This is a genomic window from Haloarcula sp. KBTZ06, assembly GCF_048595605.1.
GTDB classification, from domain to species: domain Archaea; phylum Halobacteriota; class Halobacteria; order Halobacteriales; family Haloarculaceae; genus Haloarcula; species Haloarcula hispanica.
In genome coordinates this window covers 104,422-122,957 of sequence record NZ_CP184340.1, presented here as the reverse complement: position 1 = coordinate 122,957, position 18,536 = coordinate 104,422, and the positions used below count along the sequence as shown (strand labels likewise).

Annotated in this window: 12 protein-coding genes and 4 pseudogenes; 7 read left to right on the top strand and 9 right to left on the bottom strand. The window is 59.5% G+C overall.

Annotated elements, in window-relative coordinates; all coding sequences use genetic code 11:
* Positions 1 to 314 precede the first annotated feature (314 nt).
* The 4 genes from ACNO8S_RS19005 (at position 315) to ACNO8S_RS18990 (ending at position 7,201) form a co-directional block, all read left to right on the top strand.
* Positions 315 to 809, top strand: coding sequence for a DUF3592 domain-containing protein (locus tag ACNO8S_RS19005; RefSeq protein WP_420183108.1), 495 nt, complete (start codon positions 315 to 317; stop codon positions 807 to 809).
* A gap of 132 nt (positions 810 to 941) precedes the next feature.
* Positions 942 to 1,994, top strand: coding sequence for a hypothetical protein (locus ACNO8S_RS19000; RefSeq protein WP_014030963.1), 1,053 nt, complete (start codon positions 942 to 944; stop codon positions 1,992 to 1,994).
* 686 nt (positions 1,995 to 2,680) lie between these two features.
* On the top strand, positions 2,681 to 6,862 hold the full coding sequence (locus ACNO8S_RS18995) for a hypothetical protein (RefSeq protein ID WP_420183107.1): 4,182 nt from the start codon (positions 2,681 to 2,683) through the stop codon (positions 6,860 to 6,862).
* 21 nt (positions 6,863 to 6,883) lie between these two features.
* The gene (locus tag ACNO8S_RS18990) at positions 6,884 to 7,201 is read left to right on the top strand and encodes a hypothetical protein (protein WP_050036512.1); all 318 of its coding nucleotides are present in this window, start codon (positions 6,884 to 6,886) and stop codon (positions 7,199 to 7,201) included.
* A 23-nt stretch (positions 7,202 to 7,224) separates the two neighbouring features.
* Here ACNO8S_RS18990 and ACNO8S_RS18985 read toward each other — a convergent pair whose 3' ends face one another.
* The 5 genes and pseudogenes from ACNO8S_RS18985 to ACNO8S_RS18965 form a co-directional block, all read right to left on the bottom strand.
* Positions 7,225 to 7,479 carry a hypothetical protein gene (locus ACNO8S_RS18985; RefSeq protein WP_014030966.1) on the bottom strand — a complete coding sequence of 85 codons (255 nt, stop codon included), beginning with the start codon at positions 7,477 to 7,479 and terminating at the stop codon, positions 7,225 to 7,227.
* 201 nt (positions 7,480 to 7,680) lie between these two features.
* A complete protein-coding gene (locus ACNO8S_RS18980) occupies positions 7,681 to 8,907 on the bottom strand; it encodes a Tm-1-like ATP-binding domain-containing protein (protein WP_151148288.1) in 1,227 nt (408 codons plus the stop codon).
* Between the two features lie 2 nt (positions 8,908 to 8,909).
* The gene (locus tag ACNO8S_RS18975; RefSeq protein WP_014030968.1) at positions 8,910 to 9,335 is read right to left on the bottom strand and encodes a cupin domain-containing protein; all 426 of its coding nucleotides are present in this window, start codon (positions 9,333 to 9,335) and stop codon (positions 8,910 to 8,912) included.
* Positions 9,328 to 10,170 carry a phosphoenolpyruvate hydrolase family protein gene (locus ACNO8S_RS18970; RefSeq protein ID WP_151148286.1) on the bottom strand — a complete coding sequence of 281 codons (843 nt, stop codon included), beginning with the start codon at positions 10,168 to 10,170 and terminating at the stop codon, positions 9,328 to 9,330. Before ACNO8S_RS18970 ends, ACNO8S_RS18975 begins: the two co-directional genes overlap by 8 nt.
* Before the next feature lie 103 nt (positions 10,171 to 10,273).
* A pseudogene (locus ACNO8S_RS18965) lies at positions 10,274 to 10,468 on the bottom strand (IS6 family transposase); the annotation flags it as partial.
* Between the two features lie 381 nt (positions 10,469 to 10,849).
* On the opposite strand from ACNO8S_RS18965, the gene ACNO8S_RS18960 reads away from it, so the two are divergent.
* Complete coding sequence (locus ACNO8S_RS18960; RefSeq protein ID WP_050036509.1) at positions 10,850 to 12,298, top strand: cytochrome ubiquinol oxidase subunit I; 1,449 nt, start codon at positions 10,850 to 10,852, stop codon at positions 12,296 to 12,298.
* Positions 12,291 to 13,289, top strand: coding sequence for a cytochrome d ubiquinol oxidase subunit II (locus ACNO8S_RS18955; protein ID WP_023842943.1), 999 nt, complete (start codon positions 12,291 to 12,293; stop codon positions 13,287 to 13,289). The genes ACNO8S_RS18960 and ACNO8S_RS18955 overlap by 8 nt, the downstream gene beginning before the upstream one ends.
* Before the next feature lie 129 nt (positions 13,290 to 13,418).
* Here the strand turns inward: ACNO8S_RS18955 and ACNO8S_RS18950 are convergent, their stop codons facing one another.
* A complete protein-coding gene (locus ACNO8S_RS18950; RefSeq protein ID WP_014030973.1) occupies positions 13,419 to 15,854 on the bottom strand; it encodes a heavy metal translocating P-type ATPase in 2,436 nt (811 codons plus the stop codon).
* 1 nt (position 15,855) lies between these two features.
* Positions 15,856 to 16,683, bottom strand: coding sequence for a sulfite exporter TauE/SafE family protein (locus tag ACNO8S_RS18945; protein ID WP_050038214.1), 828 nt, complete (start codon positions 16,681 to 16,683; stop codon positions 15,856 to 15,858).
* Positions 16,684 to 16,854: 171 nt separating this feature from the next.
* Between ACNO8S_RS18945 and ACNO8S_RS18940 the strand changes: the two are divergent.
* A pseudogene (locus ACNO8S_RS18940) lies at positions 16,855 to 17,040 on the top strand (hypothetical protein); the annotation flags it as partial.
* A gap of 95 nt (positions 17,041 to 17,135) precedes the next feature.
* Here ACNO8S_RS18940 and ACNO8S_RS18935 read toward each other — a convergent pair.
* Both ACNO8S_RS18935 and ACNO8S_RS18930 read right to left on the bottom strand, forming a co-directional pair.
* Positions 17,136 to 17,815: pseudogene (locus tag ACNO8S_RS18935) on the bottom strand (IS6 family transposase).
* A 156-nt stretch (positions 17,816 to 17,971) separates the two neighbouring features.
* Positions 17,972 to 18,502: pseudogene (locus ACNO8S_RS18930) on the bottom strand (hypothetical protein).
* Between the last annotated feature and the right edge of the window lie 34 nt (positions 18,503 to 18,536).

The window sequence follows — 18,536 nt, the reverse complement described above, 5'->3', positions numbered from 1 at the left end:
GCAGTGCGATCAGTGTGTACATCGTTTCAATTGTTACTATAGCGACTGTTCGAATGCTGTGAACACAGCGAATATCTCACTGCGATAGTGGCTATATATAGGTTTTAGTGGCCAGCCCCTATGATGATATCTTGTGTATTCCGCCCTCCAGGAGTACCATCGCACACTCCCACGACATAGCGCCCGAACTGTGGCTATGACCTGCTCGCCCCGTCACATTCATCTGAATAAACAGTTCAGTCCCCAATTACTTGAGCTTCTCACAGACACTTGGCTGCCGTTAGCCATCAAATTTTCCGGAGGAGACTGGTAGCATGGCCAACGATTCAGGGCTTCGTGTCACTGGTCCAGATACTCTGGGTGGCGCAGTACTGTACCTCGTTGTCGGTATCGCTATCGCTAGCTACGGGGGATTCGATTACGTTCAGCAGACTGAAGCAGTTCGAAACTCGGTTGAAGTGGACGCGAACATTACGGAACTCGGTATCGAAACGGATAGCGGAACATCGTCAAATCCGGGCGTAAAGTACGAACCGAACGTCGAATTTGAATACACCTATAATGGAACTACATACACCGGGACAAAACTATACCCAGCGAATATTGAGCGGAACTATGAGAGACGGTCAGCAGCCGAATCAGCGATCGACTCTTACGAACAGGGGACACAGACAACTGCATACGTGTCTCCAGACGAGCCAGGAGATGCGTTTTTGAAAAACAAAACGTCGAACGCACCGATCATCGCTATTGGACTTGGCGGATTATTCACCCTCTTTGCAGCCTTCTCTGCCGTGAAGAAGCTCTGAGTCCCCTTCCGTTGTTCGGCTGTCCGTGTCGTTACTGGACATCATGTGTGATTTGCCCGAATACGTTTAACTAAACACGACGGTTCTATTCGCGCACAGCTTAAAGTGTAAATAGGACTATATTTAACCAGTATGGTGGAAGAGTCCGGCCCGAAAGGAAAAGAGGAGGGTCAGTCGGCAGCACAGTCGACGTTCACGCTAAATCGGCGGACGCTACTTCAGTCGACCCTTGTTGGAAGTGCGATATTGGGGGGAGTCGGTCTGGCCACACCAGTTGCCAGACAGGTGCAGTCCGACGAGAAGGGTTCTGGAGATAGCAACAATCGCTCAGCGGGCTTTCCGCCGAGTGGCATCACTGAGTATGGACGGAAAGTCACCCTCGGAAACGGGGAGGTGCGAACATTTACGAGTGAAACACCGTCAGGAGAGCCGAGGTATCACGGGGTCGAGTTCGACCACACGGCACTCGAAGGGCTTCCAAGCGAGACAGAGATAAGTGAGGTAAACGATCCTGTAGAGACTGATAAGTATCGATTTAGTGGACAAGCGGCAACGATCCATTTCAAACAGTCACTCCAGTTCTTTGTGCCGTTCCCAGATGCGGCTGGCACGCCGTTTACCTTCTTAGGACTCAACTGGAATCCGGACGGCCATTTCGGTGGCAAAGGAGCGTGGGAGAAGCCACACTTCGATATCCACTTTCACATGCGTGACCCTGCAACAGTGGATAACGTCGAGGGGCCTCAGCTTCCGCCGTACGATATCAAAACAGCGGACGGAATCGAGACAAACTTCGACTTCGCTCAACTTCCAGAAGGGTATGCGCGATCACCTCCGCCCGTCGCTGACGAGCGGTATATCACAGACATGGGTGAACACGTAGCTCCCAACGATGCGCCTGAACTCCCAAGTGGCCCCGACGACCGAGGTGATCCTACTAGCTTCAGCAACACACTCATTCAAGGGTTTCTCGGTGACACAGAGGGGTCACAGCTGGCGTTCGTTGAACCGATGCTCACCCGAGAGTTCCTGAGCGATTTCCGAGACAGCAAAACGTATGATGTCCCACAACCGGCCGAATATCCACACGACCAGCAGCACCCACACGAGTACAGTGTCCGGGATATCCCGTCGCAAAACAAGACCGTAGTCGCTATTCAGAGTTTCAAACAGGTATCTGACTGAGCAGCAGGATTGTCTTAGTTGAGCGCACTCGCTCAAATTGAATTCTCCACGCAATGCGGCTCATTGCGCTACTCAGTTCGACGGAATACGGAAATACGGTGGCCACGAGGCGCACCGTTATATTATCACTATCTGATAATTCGTTAAATAACTATTCTGTATGCAACACGTCCCCTCGGCAACCGTCGATGGGATTCCGTGACTGAACACGCGACGCTCACAAACATAGAGTTGAACTTTCAGTATAGTAGCCATTGGAAATCAATGCACAGCTGGTCGCATGGCGGCAATGCGATCAGTGTGTAACTCGTTTCAATTGTTACTATAGAACCACTACAGCGAGTGTTCCTCCCACTGGAAGAGCGAATCGCTCTCGTTTCGTCGGGCGACCGAGTCCTCCCACAGGCAAGATTAGAGTTGAGCGTGGGGTGATTGAGAATGCGCAGCCCTGATAACGGCGCAGACAAGCGACCCGAAGCAGAGCCGACAGGGACGGTCTGCCAACGACGAAGACACCGGGGGCTAATCGTCGGGTGATGTCGGGGGAGTGGTGGCTGGATCGGCTTCGGGGATATCTGTCCCAACAGCAAACAGTTATATTCTCCAGCAAGCGTACTGAACAGATATACTCGGCAGGGTCTGCCATCCAGACGCGGTCGTCGGCGGGGTCGGTCGTGGGGAATTACATGGAAGGAACGGTTCGAGAAGTCACGCCTAGCGAATTGTGCGACGCGGTCGACCCGTGTGAGGTTACACTCGTCCTCGGGGCACCCAGTGTCGGAAAGTCACATCACCTGCGGCGGGTCGGTCCATCCGTCGAGCGGCTCGCAGAAACAACAGCTATCGACGACGACGAACTCGTGGTCGTCGACGATTTTGTCTCGGCGGTTTTGCACCTCGGTGACGACCGGGACAGGCTGAATGTCCTGTTCGATCGTTCCGGGGGTGCAGTAATCGTGACGCGGCCACGGAGCCTCGACTGGCTCTGCCGACACGGTCACCTCGCGCCCGTTGCGTTCCACGACCGAGTCGATTCCGTGCTCGTGGTTCGGACGCCCCCCGCAGAGAGCCACGATGCAATCACCGAAATCCGCGAACTCACCAGCCAGCGACGTCCACCAGAACTGGGTGACGGGGAGCGCACGTCCCTCGTCGAACGCGTCACCTATCCAGGCTATGACTTCGAGGACGAGCGGCTTCAGCAACAGATCGGGACCGTCGAGGAGACAGTCACGCCCGCAGCCTTCCTCTCGCTCTCGCAGTATGGGTCCGAAACGGTTCTGGCCGGTCCCGATGTCAGGGCGGTGGTTACCGACCGCGACATCACGGTCGAACCGTTTGACGAGGGCGCCCTCGACCTCATCGCGTCCCTTTATTCCTGTGCCGTGGATGGCAGTTGTAGCTCGGTCGAAATGTCGCCTGCGGTCGCCACCGCACTCGCTCTCGTCGCGAGGTCGCTGGCTGATGACGACACGGAGTGGCTCGAACCGTTCGTTCGACATCGGCCGCTGGCCGGGGCTGCCGAAGCCCTCGAAATCGCCGTCGATCTCCCGCCGGGGACGGTCGAGCGGCTTCGGGTGTTCGGGTCCGAACCGATGCGAGCGAGGATCAGTCAGCGCCTGACGGCTCAGTCCGAAACGGAGACAGCCATCGCCGACGCGAGTGCCCCAATCGATGCAGCTCTGACAGCCATGCGAGCAATCGGGTCGTCGCTGGACGCCGCCGCGATGGAGCCCGACGAGTACGGAACCGATCCCCTCGTCGGTTCCTGGCACTGGAACGGACTAACAGCGTTAGACGCGGCTGCGGCGGACCGAGAGTTCCCGAACTCGGACAAGAACTCTGCAGCCGACGGGGACGTTGCTGGGGTCGGCGTCGACGAGGTCGTCGACGCACTCGATGGCGGGCTCGTGCTCCTCTCGGGACCGAAAGCCAGCGGGAAGCGACGGCTCACAGCGAGCGTTGCGACGGCACTTACGATGCGGGGAGCGACGGTCAGACTCTCCGACCTCCGTCAGCCAAACCACAGCAGGGTGGGAATCGACGCCACGCCCAACGCAGTCGTAGTCGCGACGTACGGGGCCGAGCCAGCACGGATCGTGAGCGACGCTGGCGTTCGGGCGCTCGCTGACTGGGTCGAGGCAGGGGTCTGTTCCGGTGCAGTGCTGCTCTGTGATAACGACCGACGGGAGCATCTGGACGCCCTCGCCGACCGGACTGGCTGTGACGACGTCGAGGCCTGGTGCGACCGTATCGAGTTCGACCTTGGAGACGCTGACCTGACGGCCGATCGGACGCCAGAGGCGGTCGCCGAGGATCTGCTGTCCGCGCTGGAGTGGCCCGAAAATCGAACTCCTTCCCGTCGGTCACTCGCGGTCGATTCGGTCGCGGGCCAGAGTACGCTGGCAGCGATCGCTGGCATGCCCGACAGTGCTCTCGATGCGGCCTTCGTCGGGCAGGTCGTTGCCGAGGCCGTCGCTGTCGTCGCACGGACCGCCCAGCCGAGCGCCGCACGGGAGTGGCTGCTCTTGGTCGACAACCTCGTCGGAGACGTCGCAGGGAACCGCTGTGACACGGACGCGGCGATCAGGTACCGGGGAACGGTCGCGGGCACTGCTATGGCGACTGTGGCGAGCGAGCACCCGACAGCCGACGCGTGGGTCGAGGCCATTGCAGTTCGTGCGCTGGCACTGACCAACGAGACCGCGACTCCCCACGGTCGGGACTCGGTCGGTGGCGACGTCGAACCTATCGTGACCGCCGTCACGACGGCCCTGTCGACGCTTGCCCGACCAGAAGCCGGAGGAGAGCCGAATCAGGGGGCACTCGCGACGGTCGACCATCTGCTCCATGAGATGGTGGACGGGAACGCCATCGATCCCGAACCCGGCCTGTATCCGCTCTGTCGGATCTACGGGAAGACTGTCGGACGGCTCGTAGAACGCGCCGAGGAGTCGGCGAGTGCTGAGGCGGTGCTCGCACCGGTGGTCGCGCTCGTCGACCAGACAGCGTCCGAGTACGAGGACGGTCACGCGTCCGTCCTCCTCGGCAACGTGTTCGGATCGATGCTCGGGGCCCTCGGGAGTGTGGAGATGCCGACCGACGACCTCCCCGTCTGGATTGACGCGGTCGACGCTGCTGCGAGAGACGTGGCCACGTCGCTCCAGCACGACGAGAACCGGGCCGAGCTGTTACACGTCGCGTCCGTGATCGCAATCGGCTTCTGGGTGTTCGACCACAACTGTCCGGCGGACCGATTCGAGCCGTGGCTGGTGGCGACCGGCGAGCAACTCTGTCGGAGCACGGCCGAGTCGTCGTTCGTCGATCACCCCGAATCCTTCGTGGTCGACACGTACAGCTGGGCAATCTGGCACGTCGTTCACTACCGCGACCTCGACCGTGCCGAGCGACTGTTCGAGAAGTGTCACCGGCTGGTCGATACGATCGCTGACTCGGAGGTCCCCGACGACGAGTGGGAGTGCCGTGCGTCACTCCACGCCGGCGCGCTCGCGACCCTAGCCATCGTGGAACAGGGAGACGTGGCCAAGTCGGGCCCCTACGGCAAAGGAGCCCTCAGACTCCCGAATTCGCCAGGGTTCGCGGACTGGATCGACCGCTACGACGCGACCGTGACCCGCGGAGTAGCGGGCGATGCACCGACAGCAGTGGTCGAGCCGTACCTTCGGGCGGTCTACCGTGGGGCGCTCTCGACGCAGGTCCGGGGATACGACACCGAGCCTGACGACGGGATTTCGCCACACAGCGAGAGTATGTGGTTCGACAGCCTGACAGAGCGCATTGAGGACCTGGCAGCCACGGGTGACTTAGTCTCGGATCCGGTCGCGTTCCTGCGTTCGGTCTACGGCGACGCAGCTACAGGGTGGGCCGCAGAGGGCGAGGCGAACCTGGCCGGAGAGTGGCTTGGGTCGCTCGTCCGGGCGTTCCGCGGAGCGCGAGAAGGGATCGAGGGACCGAGCAAGACGGAGTGGTTCGACGCGTTCGCGGAAGCGGACGCGGCCGTTCTTCTGGCAGTGCTGACTCGGACTGACGCCGGCGGGCGAACGCACGATCGCCTGGTGGAGTCGGTACTCTCCCAGATCGAAACCACTGCAACGGCGACGGAGTACCCACTGCATCCCGTACACTACGTCGCTTCGGTCTTCGGGACCGCACTGGCGCTGGCAGTCGAGGCCGACCCTGCGGAAGTTCGCTTCGGCGTGACCGAAGTCGTCGCCGCCGAACAGCGAACTGACTTCGCGTGGGTCGGGATGGCGCGGGCGAGCATCCTCGAACGGGTGTATGCGGCGGCTCTCGCCGAAGTCGGTCGGACGAATGCCGACCACGACAACACCGAGGCGTGGCTGGCCGTCTGCTCGGAGCGGATGGAAGCAACTGCGACGCGGGAACTCCCCGACGATCCCGCCGGTTTCGTTGCGGGAGTCTACACCCGGGCGTACGTCGACGCAGTCGAAGCCGAGACGCCAGCGTGGCGTCGGCGTCTCGATGCCGCCCTCCGGGCGTTCGCCTTGGAGAGCCACGTCGAGGACCCGGCGACGTTTCTCGAAGGAGTCTACGCCGACGTCGTAGTCGCGGGAACGACGCAGAGCCAACTAGCCGCCGAGGTCGAGGCGTGTGTCGAGGCCGTGTCTCAGTCCGTCGAGCGTGCGAGTGAGGAGAACGTATTCCGGGCCGACGATGCCGTGGTACGAACCTTCTCGCGGGCCGTCGACAGGCTCCCGACGGGTAATCCCCGAGCACAGGCAGACTGTACCCACTTGCTCGGTCGGGCACTCCGGGCGACCGGGGGCGAGACCCTCGAAGCGGCCGTCTTCGGCGGCGACCGTCCAACCGGGGACTACTCGGAGTGACCCACTGGCAGAATCCACCGTATGGCAACCTACTACGTCCTCTCGAGTCCGGAGCACACTCCCGACAGCAACCACAGTTCCGAGTGGCCCAAGGAACTCGGACTGTCCTTCGACGACCGTGAGATCCGACTCTTTCAGGGAAAAGGGCACGGTCTCGGCGGTACCGTCTACGACTTCGAGGACTTCCGCCTCGACGAGTGGGCCGAGTTCGTCGACGCCTGCGCCGGTGACTGGCTCCGCGAGGAACTATCCAGACACGAGTCGCTGACTGCTATCGACGAGGCGGACTTCGTCCGGACGCTGAACCGACACGCCACGTTCGCAACGGAAGAGCACTGACGAAACTGGCGGGACCGCTATGCTCATTCGTCGTCCGTTTTCCCTGGCCAGACTGTCGGCCTGATCCGTCTGTCATCGTACGCTGAGAGGTCGGTGCGGACGGTCTCGACCAAGTCCGTGGCCGAGGACTCGCCGTCTTCGATTGCAGTGACCTCCGCGGGCGTCAAGCGCACGGAGACATCGCGCTCTACCGGTCCGCCGAGGAGGAAGGTGAGAATCCACTCGCCGTCGCGGGCCAGTAGGACGTAGGAGTAAGGCTGCCGATCGAGGACTCGCATTGGTCGGTCGAGGAGCAACGCGGGCTAAACAGTTCCGACAGGGCGAAGCCTTTTGCGGCCGTTCGTCCCCCGTATCGGTATGTCTCTCCTCGAATCCGACGTGACTGCTCGCGGCGGTGCGCGATGACTGACGGTCCGACGGTGACCAACGCTGGGAGCAGGCGTACCAGTCCGGTGTCGGAGATTCCTACGAAGCAGTAATCACCCCTCCGGAGCGAGATCTACCGCCCGCATATACGCGTCAAGCTGTTCGGCCAGTGCCCGGGCGAACGTTTCGTCATTGATGTCGGTCTCCATCTCGACCAATTCGACCGATTCAGCCAGATTTGTTTTGAGTGCCTCGAACAGGGCTGTGTCGGCGTCGGGATCATGGAAATCCTCTCCCTCGACGTCGAGCATCGAAACACCTCCAAGTGGAATGTATAGGGCAGTTGGTCCGTTCGCTGCCGAGAGCTTCTTCGCGATGACCTCGCCCAGCTCAGCGTTCTCCTCGGCCGTTGTCCGCATCAGCGTTACCTGTGGGTTGTGGATGTGGAAGTCCCGCCCCTCGAACTCCTCTGGGACGGAGTCTCGTGGCCCGAAGTTGACCATGTCCAGCGCGCCCGTCGAGACGACCTGTGGCGTGCCCGTCTCCGCGGCGGCGTCCAGCCTGTCGGGGCCAGCAGCCAGCACACCCCCTACAAGCTCGTCGGCCCACTCCGTCGTCGTCACGTCCAACACACCGTCGATGACGCCTTGTCTCACGAGGTCCTCCATCGCCTTCCCACCGGTCCCAGTCGCATGGAAGATGATCGTCTCGTAGCCTCGTTCTTCGAGATACTCCCGAGCCGTCTGGACGCACTGTGTGGTGACACCGAACATCGAGATCCCGATAGTGGGGCGGTCTTCAACTTCGATGTCTGGCTGGTTCGTGACCATCCCGACCATCGCGAGGGCAGCATTAGCAATCACCTTCCGGGAGAGTTGGTTGAGTCCCTCAATATCAGCAACCGAATACAACATCATCACGTCAGTGGCACCGACATACGGTTCAATGTCGCCGGAGGCCATCGTCGAGACCATCACTTTCGGGACACCAACCGGCAGCGCCCGCATCGCCGTGGTCGCGATCGAGGTGTTGCCCGAGCCGCCGAGTCCGAGCACACCGTCGAGGTCGCCAGCATCGTGTAGCTGCTGGACGATCGCCGCTGCGCCCTTGCCCATCGCTTCGATCGCCTCACCGCGGTCGGCATCGTCCCGGAGGTGCCCCAGCGTGGTGCCGCCCGCTTCGGCGACCGCACTTGCAGCAGTGTCCGGATCGATTTCCGGGTCGTCCACCACGCCCGTGTCGATGATGTGTACGTCAACGCCTTGCGCGCGAAGGACATCTCGAGCGAAACCTATCTCTTCGCCTTTCGTATCGAGGGTCCCAACGATTGTGACGGCCATACTCACTCCTCCACGTTCTCGGGTGTCGGCAGTTCGCCCGGCGGGACGATCTCACACTCAGGAAGATCCCGGAGTACCTCTTCAGGACCCGGTGGTGCGTAGACCGCGAGCAGTAACAACGGTTCCCAGCTGGTGTTGACGGTTCCGTGTTCGACGCCTTCAGGAACGAACACCATCTCGCCGGCCGAGATATCGCGTGTCTGATCGGCGACCTCTTGTTCACCCTCGCCCTGGATGACGAAGAGGATCTCGTCGCTGTCAGGGTGCGAGTGGCGCTCATGGCCCTTTCCGGGTTCGAGTTTGACGACGCCAGCGCTGAAGCGCTCGCCACCCGTCACGTCAGGCGTGCTCAGCCACTTCAGGACGCCCCAATCGAAGAGCTGACTTTCGACGTCATCAGGAGTGATGAAGTATTCGCTATCAGTCATCTTCGAGACTAATCTCCTTGAATTCGCGGGCCTGTGCTTCGATTGCCTCCTCAGTTGGGAGGCGTTCAATGCTCGACGCACCGAAGAATCCGACGACACCCTCGGTGTGTTCCAGTACGTACTGGGCATCGTCGGGCCATGCGATCGGGCCGCCGTGACAGATCACCAGTACGTCCTGGTTTACCTCTTTTGCGGCGTCGTGATGAGCTTGAACGCGCTCGGCTGCGGCATCGAGATCTAGTGCCGTCTCGGCACCAATATCCCCAGATGTAGTCAGTCCCATATGTGAGACGACCACGTCCGCTCCGGCCTCGGTCATCTCGCGAGCCTGCTCCTCGCTGAAGACGTATGGGCAGGTGAGCATTCCTTGCTCGGCCGCTTCTTGGATCATGTCGACTTCCTTGTCGTAGCCCATCCCCGTTTCCTCGAGATTCTGTCTGAACCCGCTGTCCTCGTCGATGAGACCCACCGTCGGGAAGTTCTGGACGCCCGAGAACCCACGTCGTTTCAGGCTCTCGATGAACACATCCATCTGTCGGAACGGGTCGGTCCCGTTGACGCCGGCGAGAACTGGCGTGTCCTTGACGACTGGAAGCACTTCGTGGCCCATCTCGACGACGATCTCGTTGGCGTCACCGTAAGGAAGGAGGCCAGCCAGCGACCCCCGACCGTTCATCCGATAGCGACCGGAATTGTAGATGATCAGTAGATCGACGCCACCGCGCTCGGCGAACTTCGCCGAGATACCGGTCCCTGCACCTGCGCCGATGATCGGATCGCCGCCCGATACTGTTTCCTGAAGTCGATCAAGGGACTCCTGCCGTGTGAATTCCATACGTCAGATAGAACCATTTCATAATATAGTAATTAATTTTTTGATGATTACGAGGAGTTACCACGACACATAATATTACTTCTGGGCATAGAAACCATCGTCAAACCCAATCGTGGATGGCTCTGCGACTGCGTTGGACACCCAGATCTTCGAGTACTTCGATGGTATTCGACAGTGACAATGCCACAACGTGCGATTGAATGCCCAACGCCATCGCCGACTCGGGTGTCCGCTCGCGTTCCTCAAAACCCAACTCAATCCAGTCTCTATGCCCACTGAGGCGGCTGATTTCTGGCATAGGTACCAAGAAATCAGTCTGCATCACTTTTCACGCTCAACTAAACACGACGGACTCCGCTGTCCATAAAAATATCACAGACAGCTATTTCGCTACGGAAGTGGAGGCGCGACAGTAGTTGATCGATCAGTACAGCTATAGTAACGATTGAAACGAGTTACACACCTGATCGCACTGCCGTCGTGCGATCAGGTGTGTATTGATTTTCAATGGCTACTATAGTTTCAATCCTGTTACCGGCGATATTTCGATGTGTGCCACTAACCCGCGGTTCCGACTGCTAAAGAACTACGACTCCGATAACATCAAACACTGTAGTACGGTACTCGAAAGTGAAAACCATGCTAGTCCGGTATTACTGTCGAGAGGATAGATCATGGTGTGCTCCCACTCGAAACGTACAGTGCTGTCAACGCGGAATGGCTGATTTTCCTCTCCCCAGAACTCGCGAGTCGTGCACAATTTGGCTGGACGATTACTGTTCACATCCTCTTTGCCGCGCTCTCGGTCGGGCTGGCACCGTTCATCATCTATTTCACCTGGAAAGACGTCTGGACCGACGATGAACGGTTCAGTCGGTTGCGCTCTTTCTGGGTGACGGTCTTCGCAGTCGGCTTCGTGATGGGTACGGTAACAGGCATCCCCATGAGCTTCCAGTTTGGGACAAACTTCCCGCGGTTTGCGACAATCGCTGGCGAATTGATCGGTGGTCCGCTGGCCTTTGAGGCGAAGATAGCGTTTTTCCTCGAAGCCGTCTTCCTCGGCATCTTGCTTTTCGGACGTGAGCGGGTGAGCGACCGAACGTATGTCCTCTCGTCGGTGCTGGTCGGGATCGGTGCATGGCTGTCGGCGTTCTGGATTCTAGTGGTCAACGCCTGGATGCAGACACCTCAAGGCTATGATATGATAACCCAGAACGGAATGCGGGTCGCCAGGCTGACCGACCCGGTAGCTGCCTTTCTCACGCCGCGACTCCCGTGGATGTACGTCCACATGGTCAACGCCTCCGTCATCTCTGTCGCATTGCTGGTCGGTGGTGTCTCGGCGTACTTGGTCTGGAAGACCCACGACTCGACGGCCTGGCAAGCCTCTCTAAAGATCGCGGTCCTGTTATTGCTGGTTACAGCACCACTGCAGGCCGTTCACGGTGATGCCTACGGTCGCCACGTCGCGGACACCCAGCCCCAGAAGTTCGCCGCTATGGAGGCCCACTACGAGACTGGACAGGCCGACCTTCACCTACTCGCGTTTCCGAAAGATCTCAGTGCGCTGACCGACCCACACGCGGAAAACCTCTACACCGTCAGTCTACCTGGCCTCGGTTCCTACCTCGCCACCGGCGGTGACCCTGACGCTGAGGTACTCGGGTTGAACGAGTACGAACACAACCCCCCGGTGGCGCTGGTGTTCTGGTCGTTCCGGTTTATGGTCGGACTCGGCTTCCTTTTCATCGGTCTCGCAATGTGGGGAGGGTCCCTCACATACAGAGACAAACTCGCCGACAGCGACCGATTCCTGAAGGCGATGATGGCCGCGACGCCACTGGGGTACGCCGCCTTGCTCACCGGTTGGTACGTCACAGAGATCGGTCGGCAGCCGTGGGTCATTCAGGGCGAATTGAAGACCAGTGATGCAGTCTCGCAGTCGCTGACCGCCGGGGAAGCGATGGCGACGCTGGCAGTGTTTCTCATCGTGTATGTTGGGCTAATTGCCGCGGCTCTCCTCGTCTTACGGTGGCTCGTGAGAGAGGAACTGCAGGACCTCGGCGTTCTTGCCCCGTCGCAGGAAACCGGACACGGACGCATTCCGTGGGTGGGTGGCGATGACTGAGTTGCTCTCCGTGGATCGCTACCTCCTTGACGCGCTCCCAGAGGTGTGGTTTGGCGTCGTCATGTTCGCGCTGGCAATGTACGTGGTTCTCGACGGATTCGACTTCGGCATCGGTATGCTGTACGCCACTCGGAGCGACGAAGACGACAGGGAGACACTCCTGTCGGTGTTTGGGCCGGTCTGGGACGCCAACGAGGTGTGGCTGGTCGCCTTCGGAACAATGTTGTTAGCCGCGTTCCCGAGCGTGTACTCTCGGTTGCTCGCTGACAACTATCTGCTCGTTATCGGGTTTGTTCTCGCGCTGTTGTTCCGGGGCATAGCACCGGAACTGCGCGAGCAATGCGAGGACGATCGGTGGCAACGGATGTGTGACGCTTCTTTCGTCGGGGGCAGCACGCTCGCACCACTGCTGTTTGGCGTCCTCGCCGGGCGCTGGATCTTCGATGTTCCGACGCTGTCGGTGCCGGCGCTCTTGACAGGTGTCGGACTGACCACGGTATCAGTCGTCACGGGCGCGGCTTTCATCTCGGCCAAGACTGGCTCCTCCCTTGCCGCCGACCTGCGCAGGTACGGTATCGCCGGAACGGTATCATATCTCGGTGGTGTCGCCATCCTTCTGACGACTGTCGTCGTGACAGACGCCGGCGGCACAGCTGACGCCGTTCTCTCTGTCCCGATTGCTGTGGTAGTCGCTCTCTCTGCCCTCTCAGGCCTGGCTGGGATAGGCTTCGCTCGCCGCGAGCAGTATCGGCGATGGCTCGTGAGTGCGCTAACTCTTCCCGCGCTGTTGAGCCTCCTCGTTGCGCTTCTGCTGTACCCAGTTATCTACCCTGCGACCGGACTGACCGTCCGAGAGGCCGTCGTCTCACCACTCGCGCTCAACCTTGTCACCGTGATGGGGCTGCCGGTGCTACTGCTCGTGCTCTGGTATTTCAAGTTCCTCTATGGCGTCTTCAGCGGACCCGTTGTCGACGAATCCTATGGTCCTTGACCAAGCCGAGACCGCCGCTACAGTAAGCAAGGTGAGTCTCCTCTGGGCTTGCTTCTGACCTCACGCCGCTTCTAGATTCGGCAATAGTTTCAGCCGGAGTGTCAGGGGCAATACCTGGCGTTCGAGCGCTCAGTCCGACTGGACTGGAGCGTCGAGTTGTTCGGTGCGTTCGCCAGAGTCGGGCTCAGCCAAATAATCTCCGTCCGCCGGAAGGAGTCGACGTTTCGAGTTAAAGACGACAATGAGGCTACTGATCGCCATCATAACGGCGGCGATCAACGGTGTGATCACACCGGTTATCGCCAATGGGAGTGCAATCGCGTTGTAGCCGGCCGCCCAGACGAGGTTCTGTTTGATCCGGCCTCGAGTTTCACTCGCCAACTCGAAGACCTCTGGAACGGCGTCGAGACGGTCGTCAAGCACTACCGCATCGGCCGCCTCGATCGCCAGATCGGTGCCGCTCGAGACTGCGATCCCGAGGTCGGCGCTAGCGAGTGCGGGCGCGTCGTTCGTTCCGTCGCCGATCATTGTCGTCGTCCCGCGCTCGCGGAGTCCCTGGACGATCACTTCCTTCGACTCGGGGCGCACGCCTGCGAAGACGTGATCAACTGCGGGATGGTTTGCAAACGTCTCAGTCATCCGCTCGTCGTCGCCAGTCAGCACGACGATATCCCGATCCGCGGCCGCGGTCTCGGAAACCACGCGTTCCCAACTCTCACGGGGCGTATCTTGGACTGTAACGACTCCTTTGACGGCCCCCTCCCAAGCAACCGCCGTTGGATGAGTACCCGACTCGTAAGCGTCCGTGACAGCTGCCTCGATTTCCGTGGGGATTGTCCACTCGTCAGTATCGAATGAGCCCGGGTGGCCCAAAACGACGCGAGTATCGTCGACAAGTGCTGACACGGTACGGTCGGCGCTCTCGAAACTCGACACCGATCGCGTGGTCGGCGGGGCAGCCTCGTCAATGGCAGCGGCGATTGGGTGGCTTGACCGACGTTCGACGGCGGCCGCCATCGCGAGCACTTCGTCGGGATCGTCGCCAACGACGTCCACAAGCTCCATCTCCCCAGTGGTGAGCGTCCCAGTCTTGTCGAATACGACGACCGAAGAGTCGTCGATCCGTTCAAGCACTGTCTCGTTGAGAATGAGCATGCGATTGTCGGTGGCATCGCGGGTGGCCGCTGCGAGAGCGAGCGGAGTAGCGATGCCGAGCGAGCATGGGCACGAGACTACTAGCACGGCGACCCCGGCCATTATAGCTGTGTTCGGGTCGTTACCAAGGACGAACCAGCCGGTGGCGGTCAGCGCGGCAAGTCCGAGTACGAATGGAACGAACAGTACCGCAAAGCGGTTGACAATATGTTGCACACCCGTGGCAGAACTCTTGACGTTCCAGAGGAGTTCGACGAGGCGATCCATCGTGCTAGTTTTTTCGGGACCAACTTCAACGATAATCGCATTGTCAGTAAGGATCGACCCGCCGAGGACACTGTCCCCGACCGATTTTCGTTGCGGGAGAGATTCACCCGTGATAAGTGCCTCATCAATCGCGGCAGTCCCGTCGACGATCTGGCCGTCGACCGGGATCCGCTCGCCGGGTTTGACTAACAGCCGGTCGCCAGGCTCACACTTCGCAATTTCGATGGTTTCACTGGTCTCACTGTCGTCGTCGAGTCGGCGGGCCTCATCGACGCGTGAATCCGTGAGGTCGGCACGGTTACCGAGTGCAGCGTGTTTGACCTGTGACTCCAGATGATTGCCGATAGTGACGATCGCGAGCACCATCACTGCGACGTCGAAGTACGGGTCACGCCCGCCCGTGAGGTAGGTTGCCAGCGAGTAGAGATACGCTGCAAGTACCGCGATAGCTATCAACACGTCCATGTTCGGGCGACCGACTCTCAGGCTCACGTAGGCCCCACGGAAGACCGGGTATCCAAGTCCGACGAGTATGAGTGTGCTCCAGACAATTAGTGGCCAGAACACCATCGCCTCGACAGTGCTCCCATAGAGGAAACTCTCGGGATAGATGCCGAGATACACTGGGTATATGAACAGGACGTAGAGAACCAACACAGGCATCATCAGAACTGCCGCGAGCACCGCACGGTATTTGCCGAACTCGACGCGTGAACGTAGTGAGTCGTTCTCTTCGTCAGGACCGTGAGCTTGGTAGCCCAGTCGACTGAGTGCCGCAGCGATCGCGTTTCGATCGATGCAGTCAGGATCGTACACCACCTGTGCCATTTCAGTCGCGTAACTCGCACGCGCCTCGTGAACGCCTTCCTCCTCTTCGGCAAGGAGTTCAATGAATCCCTCGCAAGTCTGACAGTGCATCCCGTCAATCGAGAGGTAGGCTGTTTCGGCACCCTCGGGGCCATCGGGCCTGGTCTCCTCGGCCTCGACACGGTCACGGACGGCCGCAATCGAAAGGTCGACATCCTCACCGTCGTCAACTAACTGTGCGACCTCTAAACAGCCTCGACAGCAGAACTCGCCGTCAATGTCATCGTTGGTAATCGGGTCTTTGACGGGGAGGTCACAGAGTGTACAGGTGGACATATTACGCAACCGCCTCCGATTCGGCGATCGGTTGATAGTACGGGATATCTGGTAACGGAAGCATGACGCCAAACCGCATAAGTCCCATCGCTACCAGTATGTATCCGAGCCCAACGAACAATACACCGAGTCCGTAATGGACTACCTGCCGCTGGCGGGTGCTCACTGATTGGATAACCGTTCCGTAGAGAAACACACTGGGGATCGTCCCGACCCCGAGCGCACCGAGCGAGAGGAGGCCATATACGGGTGAGCCCTGGGCAAACGCGTACAGGAATGCCGGATAGAGAAGCATACACGGCAACAACCCATGAAGCGCGCCGAGGCCGATAATGCCGATACCGTTGACCCAGCGGTCGACCCGTCTTGAAATGACTGTGTAGGTTCGCGCGAATAGTGAGCCGAACCCAGTACCGGCAACAACTCCTTCAACGGCTCCTTGTTGGTAGCCGGCTAACCGGGTGAGTCCCATAACGATAATTGCTACGCCAATGCAGATTCCGACGACACCCTGAGCTGGCCGGAGAAATCCAGCGAGCCCGATGGTTCCGTACAGTAGCGCGCCGGCAGCTCCGAAGACGCATCCGATGATGGCGTAGCTCACCGTCCGGCCGAGGTTGAACAGTGTGTGCTGACGCACCTCATAGAGTGTGAGTGCGCTCGCCCACCGGTCCTGGGTTTCCATACGCTCGGCATAGGTTGCAACGAGCGGGCCGCACATTCCAAGACAGTGTGCACCTCCGAAAAGGCCAATCATGAAAAACACGACCAGTCCGTAGCCACTTGTGATGCTGATCTCACTCAGCTGTACTAGAACTGCTGATATCATATCCAAGGCTGGCAAGGCCAGCATAGATTAGGGTGTACCAATCGTCGTGTGTAGTGGGTTTCGGTTCAGGCCGTGGCTTCGATCGTTAAGAACTACATCCAAGAACGTGGAATTACAGTGATTGTGAGGCGAAAACCCACGACTTCAGTCGTGGGATGAAGCCGACAACTTGGCCACTCCTCCCGCCACCTCCGTGATGAGTTCGACTTCGGATTGCCGTCGCTGTGGACGCGCTCGCACCTCGCCTCAATTGCGGGCGACGTGTCCAGCGAGTTCATCGAGGAGTATATCGACGCCCAAGCAGGTGAGTCGTCACGCAACGGACCGTCTCAACCACGGAAGTTTGTCAGTAGTTGAGACTTGCAGTCTCAATGCATACGAAATGAGATTCAAGGGAATCTTGGCTGGAATAACTGTTCAATCTGGATGCGAACTACCCAGAAGGGCACTGTCTAGTTCTGGACGACCTCAGCTGGCGTTCGTCCGTCGAGTTCTTGGTTGGGTCGTTCGTGGTTGTAGTGGTGTCTGAAGCGTCGTAGCCACTGTTTCGCGCTGGATTGACTGTCCCTCCAGAAGGAGTGAAAGCGGTCGATTCGCACGGTCACAGTCTGGAACCACTTTTCGAAGTGGTTCCGGATTCGATAGTCGAGCCGACCGCTCAAATCGTGACGCGAGAGGGCAGTCAGATAGCCGCCAGCATCAACGAGAAACTCTGTCTCGGCAACATCGTGTTTCTGAGTGAGCCGGTGCAGGAACGCCGCCGCGGGGTCAGTCCCGCAGCGGCTGAACACGTCAACTTCGAGAAGTAACTTTGGTTCAGTGTCGACAGCGGCGTACAACCACTTTTTCTCCCCATCGATCTCGATTTGTTTCTCATCGACCGCGACCCGCGACGGCTCCGCCGTCGGCGGGTCGCTCTGTGCTTCAGCCAGTGTATGCACCCAATTCCAGACCGCCCCGTGAGAGCGATCGACACCCAGCAAGTCCCAGATAGCGACCGTCTTCCTGATCGACAGCCCCGCAGTATGGAGACGCACCCCAAACCGGCGGACGGGTGCGGGGTGCGCTCATTCTCCCAAACGTCTTGGCTGTCCTCATCTAACGTTCCTCTGAGGAGGTCTGCGAGTTGCATGGACACTTCTCGCTACGACCTCCTCGCTTCTCAAACTCGCTCAACTAGACAGTGCCTTTGGGGGTGTTATTTGGATTTCTCTATCAAACGATTCGTAGCTCCCCTGTACTGCTCATTAGCGGAGCAGACCCACCAGTTTCGTGGAACTACCGCCGGCTACCCAATCCACCCGCCGATCTCGACCTGTGTACTGTCTGCCGGAGCAGCGCCTGCTGTCTTCGCAACTGCATCAAAAGGGGGCTCGACGAGACGCGGCACTTCATCGTCGTATGTCCGGTCAGGGCGTTTCACACAGTCGAGCGTGATGATAGGACTGCACTCACTACAAGAGTGCGTTGCCCCGTCGAAGCCGTTGATTGTGACCGACTAAGAAATAACGCTCGCGAGCCGATACGTCTCCGCTGCTGGCTGGCGAGTACTGGCAGACTGGCAGCCAACAGCCCCGCAGACATCGCAGGTGACGAGATGGTCTCGATCTGCCTCGTGGAAGAGCGAAGCGGCCTGCTCGACGTTGTCGCGGTCCTGAAGCGTACACTCCCGGCAAATCGTGAACCAGAACACGCCGTCTTCTCGCCCCACTTCGTCGGGCAACCGGACATACGTGTACGCCTCGCCGGAGATATCGGCTGTCCTGTCTCCACAGAACCGACAGTACTCAGCCGTTGCCTTGGGCTGGATTTCGGTCACTGAGACCTCCGTGCAAGTGTTGACTGCTCGCGAG

Excerpts from the sequence above, each read along its gene's own strand:
- ACNO8S_RS18955 (WP_023842943.1), top strand. The coding sequence starts at position 12,291 with ATGACTGAGTTGCTCTCCGTGGATCGCTACCTCCTTGACGCGCTCCCA.
- ACNO8S_RS18975 (WP_014030968.1), bottom strand. The coding sequence starts at position 9,335 with ATGACTGATAGCGAATACTTCATCACTCCTGATGACGTCGAAAGTCAG.
- ACNO8S_RS18950 (WP_014030973.1), bottom strand. The coding sequence starts at position 15,854 with ATGTCCACCTGTACACTCTGTGACCTCCCCGTCAAAGACCCGATTACC.
- ACNO8S_RS18980 (WP_151148288.1), bottom strand. The coding sequence starts at position 8,907 with ATGGCCGTCACAATCGTTGGGACCCTCGATACGAAAGGCGAAGAGATA.
- ACNO8S_RS18970 (WP_151148286.1), bottom strand. The coding sequence starts at position 10,170 with ATGGAATTCACACGGCAGGAGTCCCTTGATCGACTTCAGGAAACAGTA.
- ACNO8S_RS18945 (WP_050038214.1), bottom strand. The coding sequence starts at position 16,683 with ATGATATCAGCAGTTCTAGTACAGCTGAGTGAGATCAGCATCACAAGT.
- ACNO8S_RS18985 (WP_014030966.1), bottom strand. The coding sequence starts at position 7,479 with ATGCGAGTCCTCGATCGGCAGCCTTACTCCTACGTCCTACTGGCCCGC.
- ACNO8S_RS19005 (WP_420183108.1), top strand. The coding sequence starts at position 315 with ATGGCCAACGATTCAGGGCTTCGTGTCACTGGTCCAGATACTCTGGGT.
- ACNO8S_RS18990 (WP_050036512.1), top strand. The coding sequence starts at position 6,884 with ATGGCAACCTACTACGTCCTCTCGAGTCCGGAGCACACTCCCGACAGC.
- ACNO8S_RS18995 (WP_420183107.1), top strand. The coding sequence starts at position 2,681 with ATGGAAGGAACGGTTCGAGAAGTCACGCCTAGCGAATTGTGCGACGCG.
- ACNO8S_RS19000 (WP_014030963.1), top strand. The coding sequence starts at position 942 with ATGGTGGAAGAGTCCGGCCCGAAAGGAAAAGAGGAGGGTCAGTCGGCA.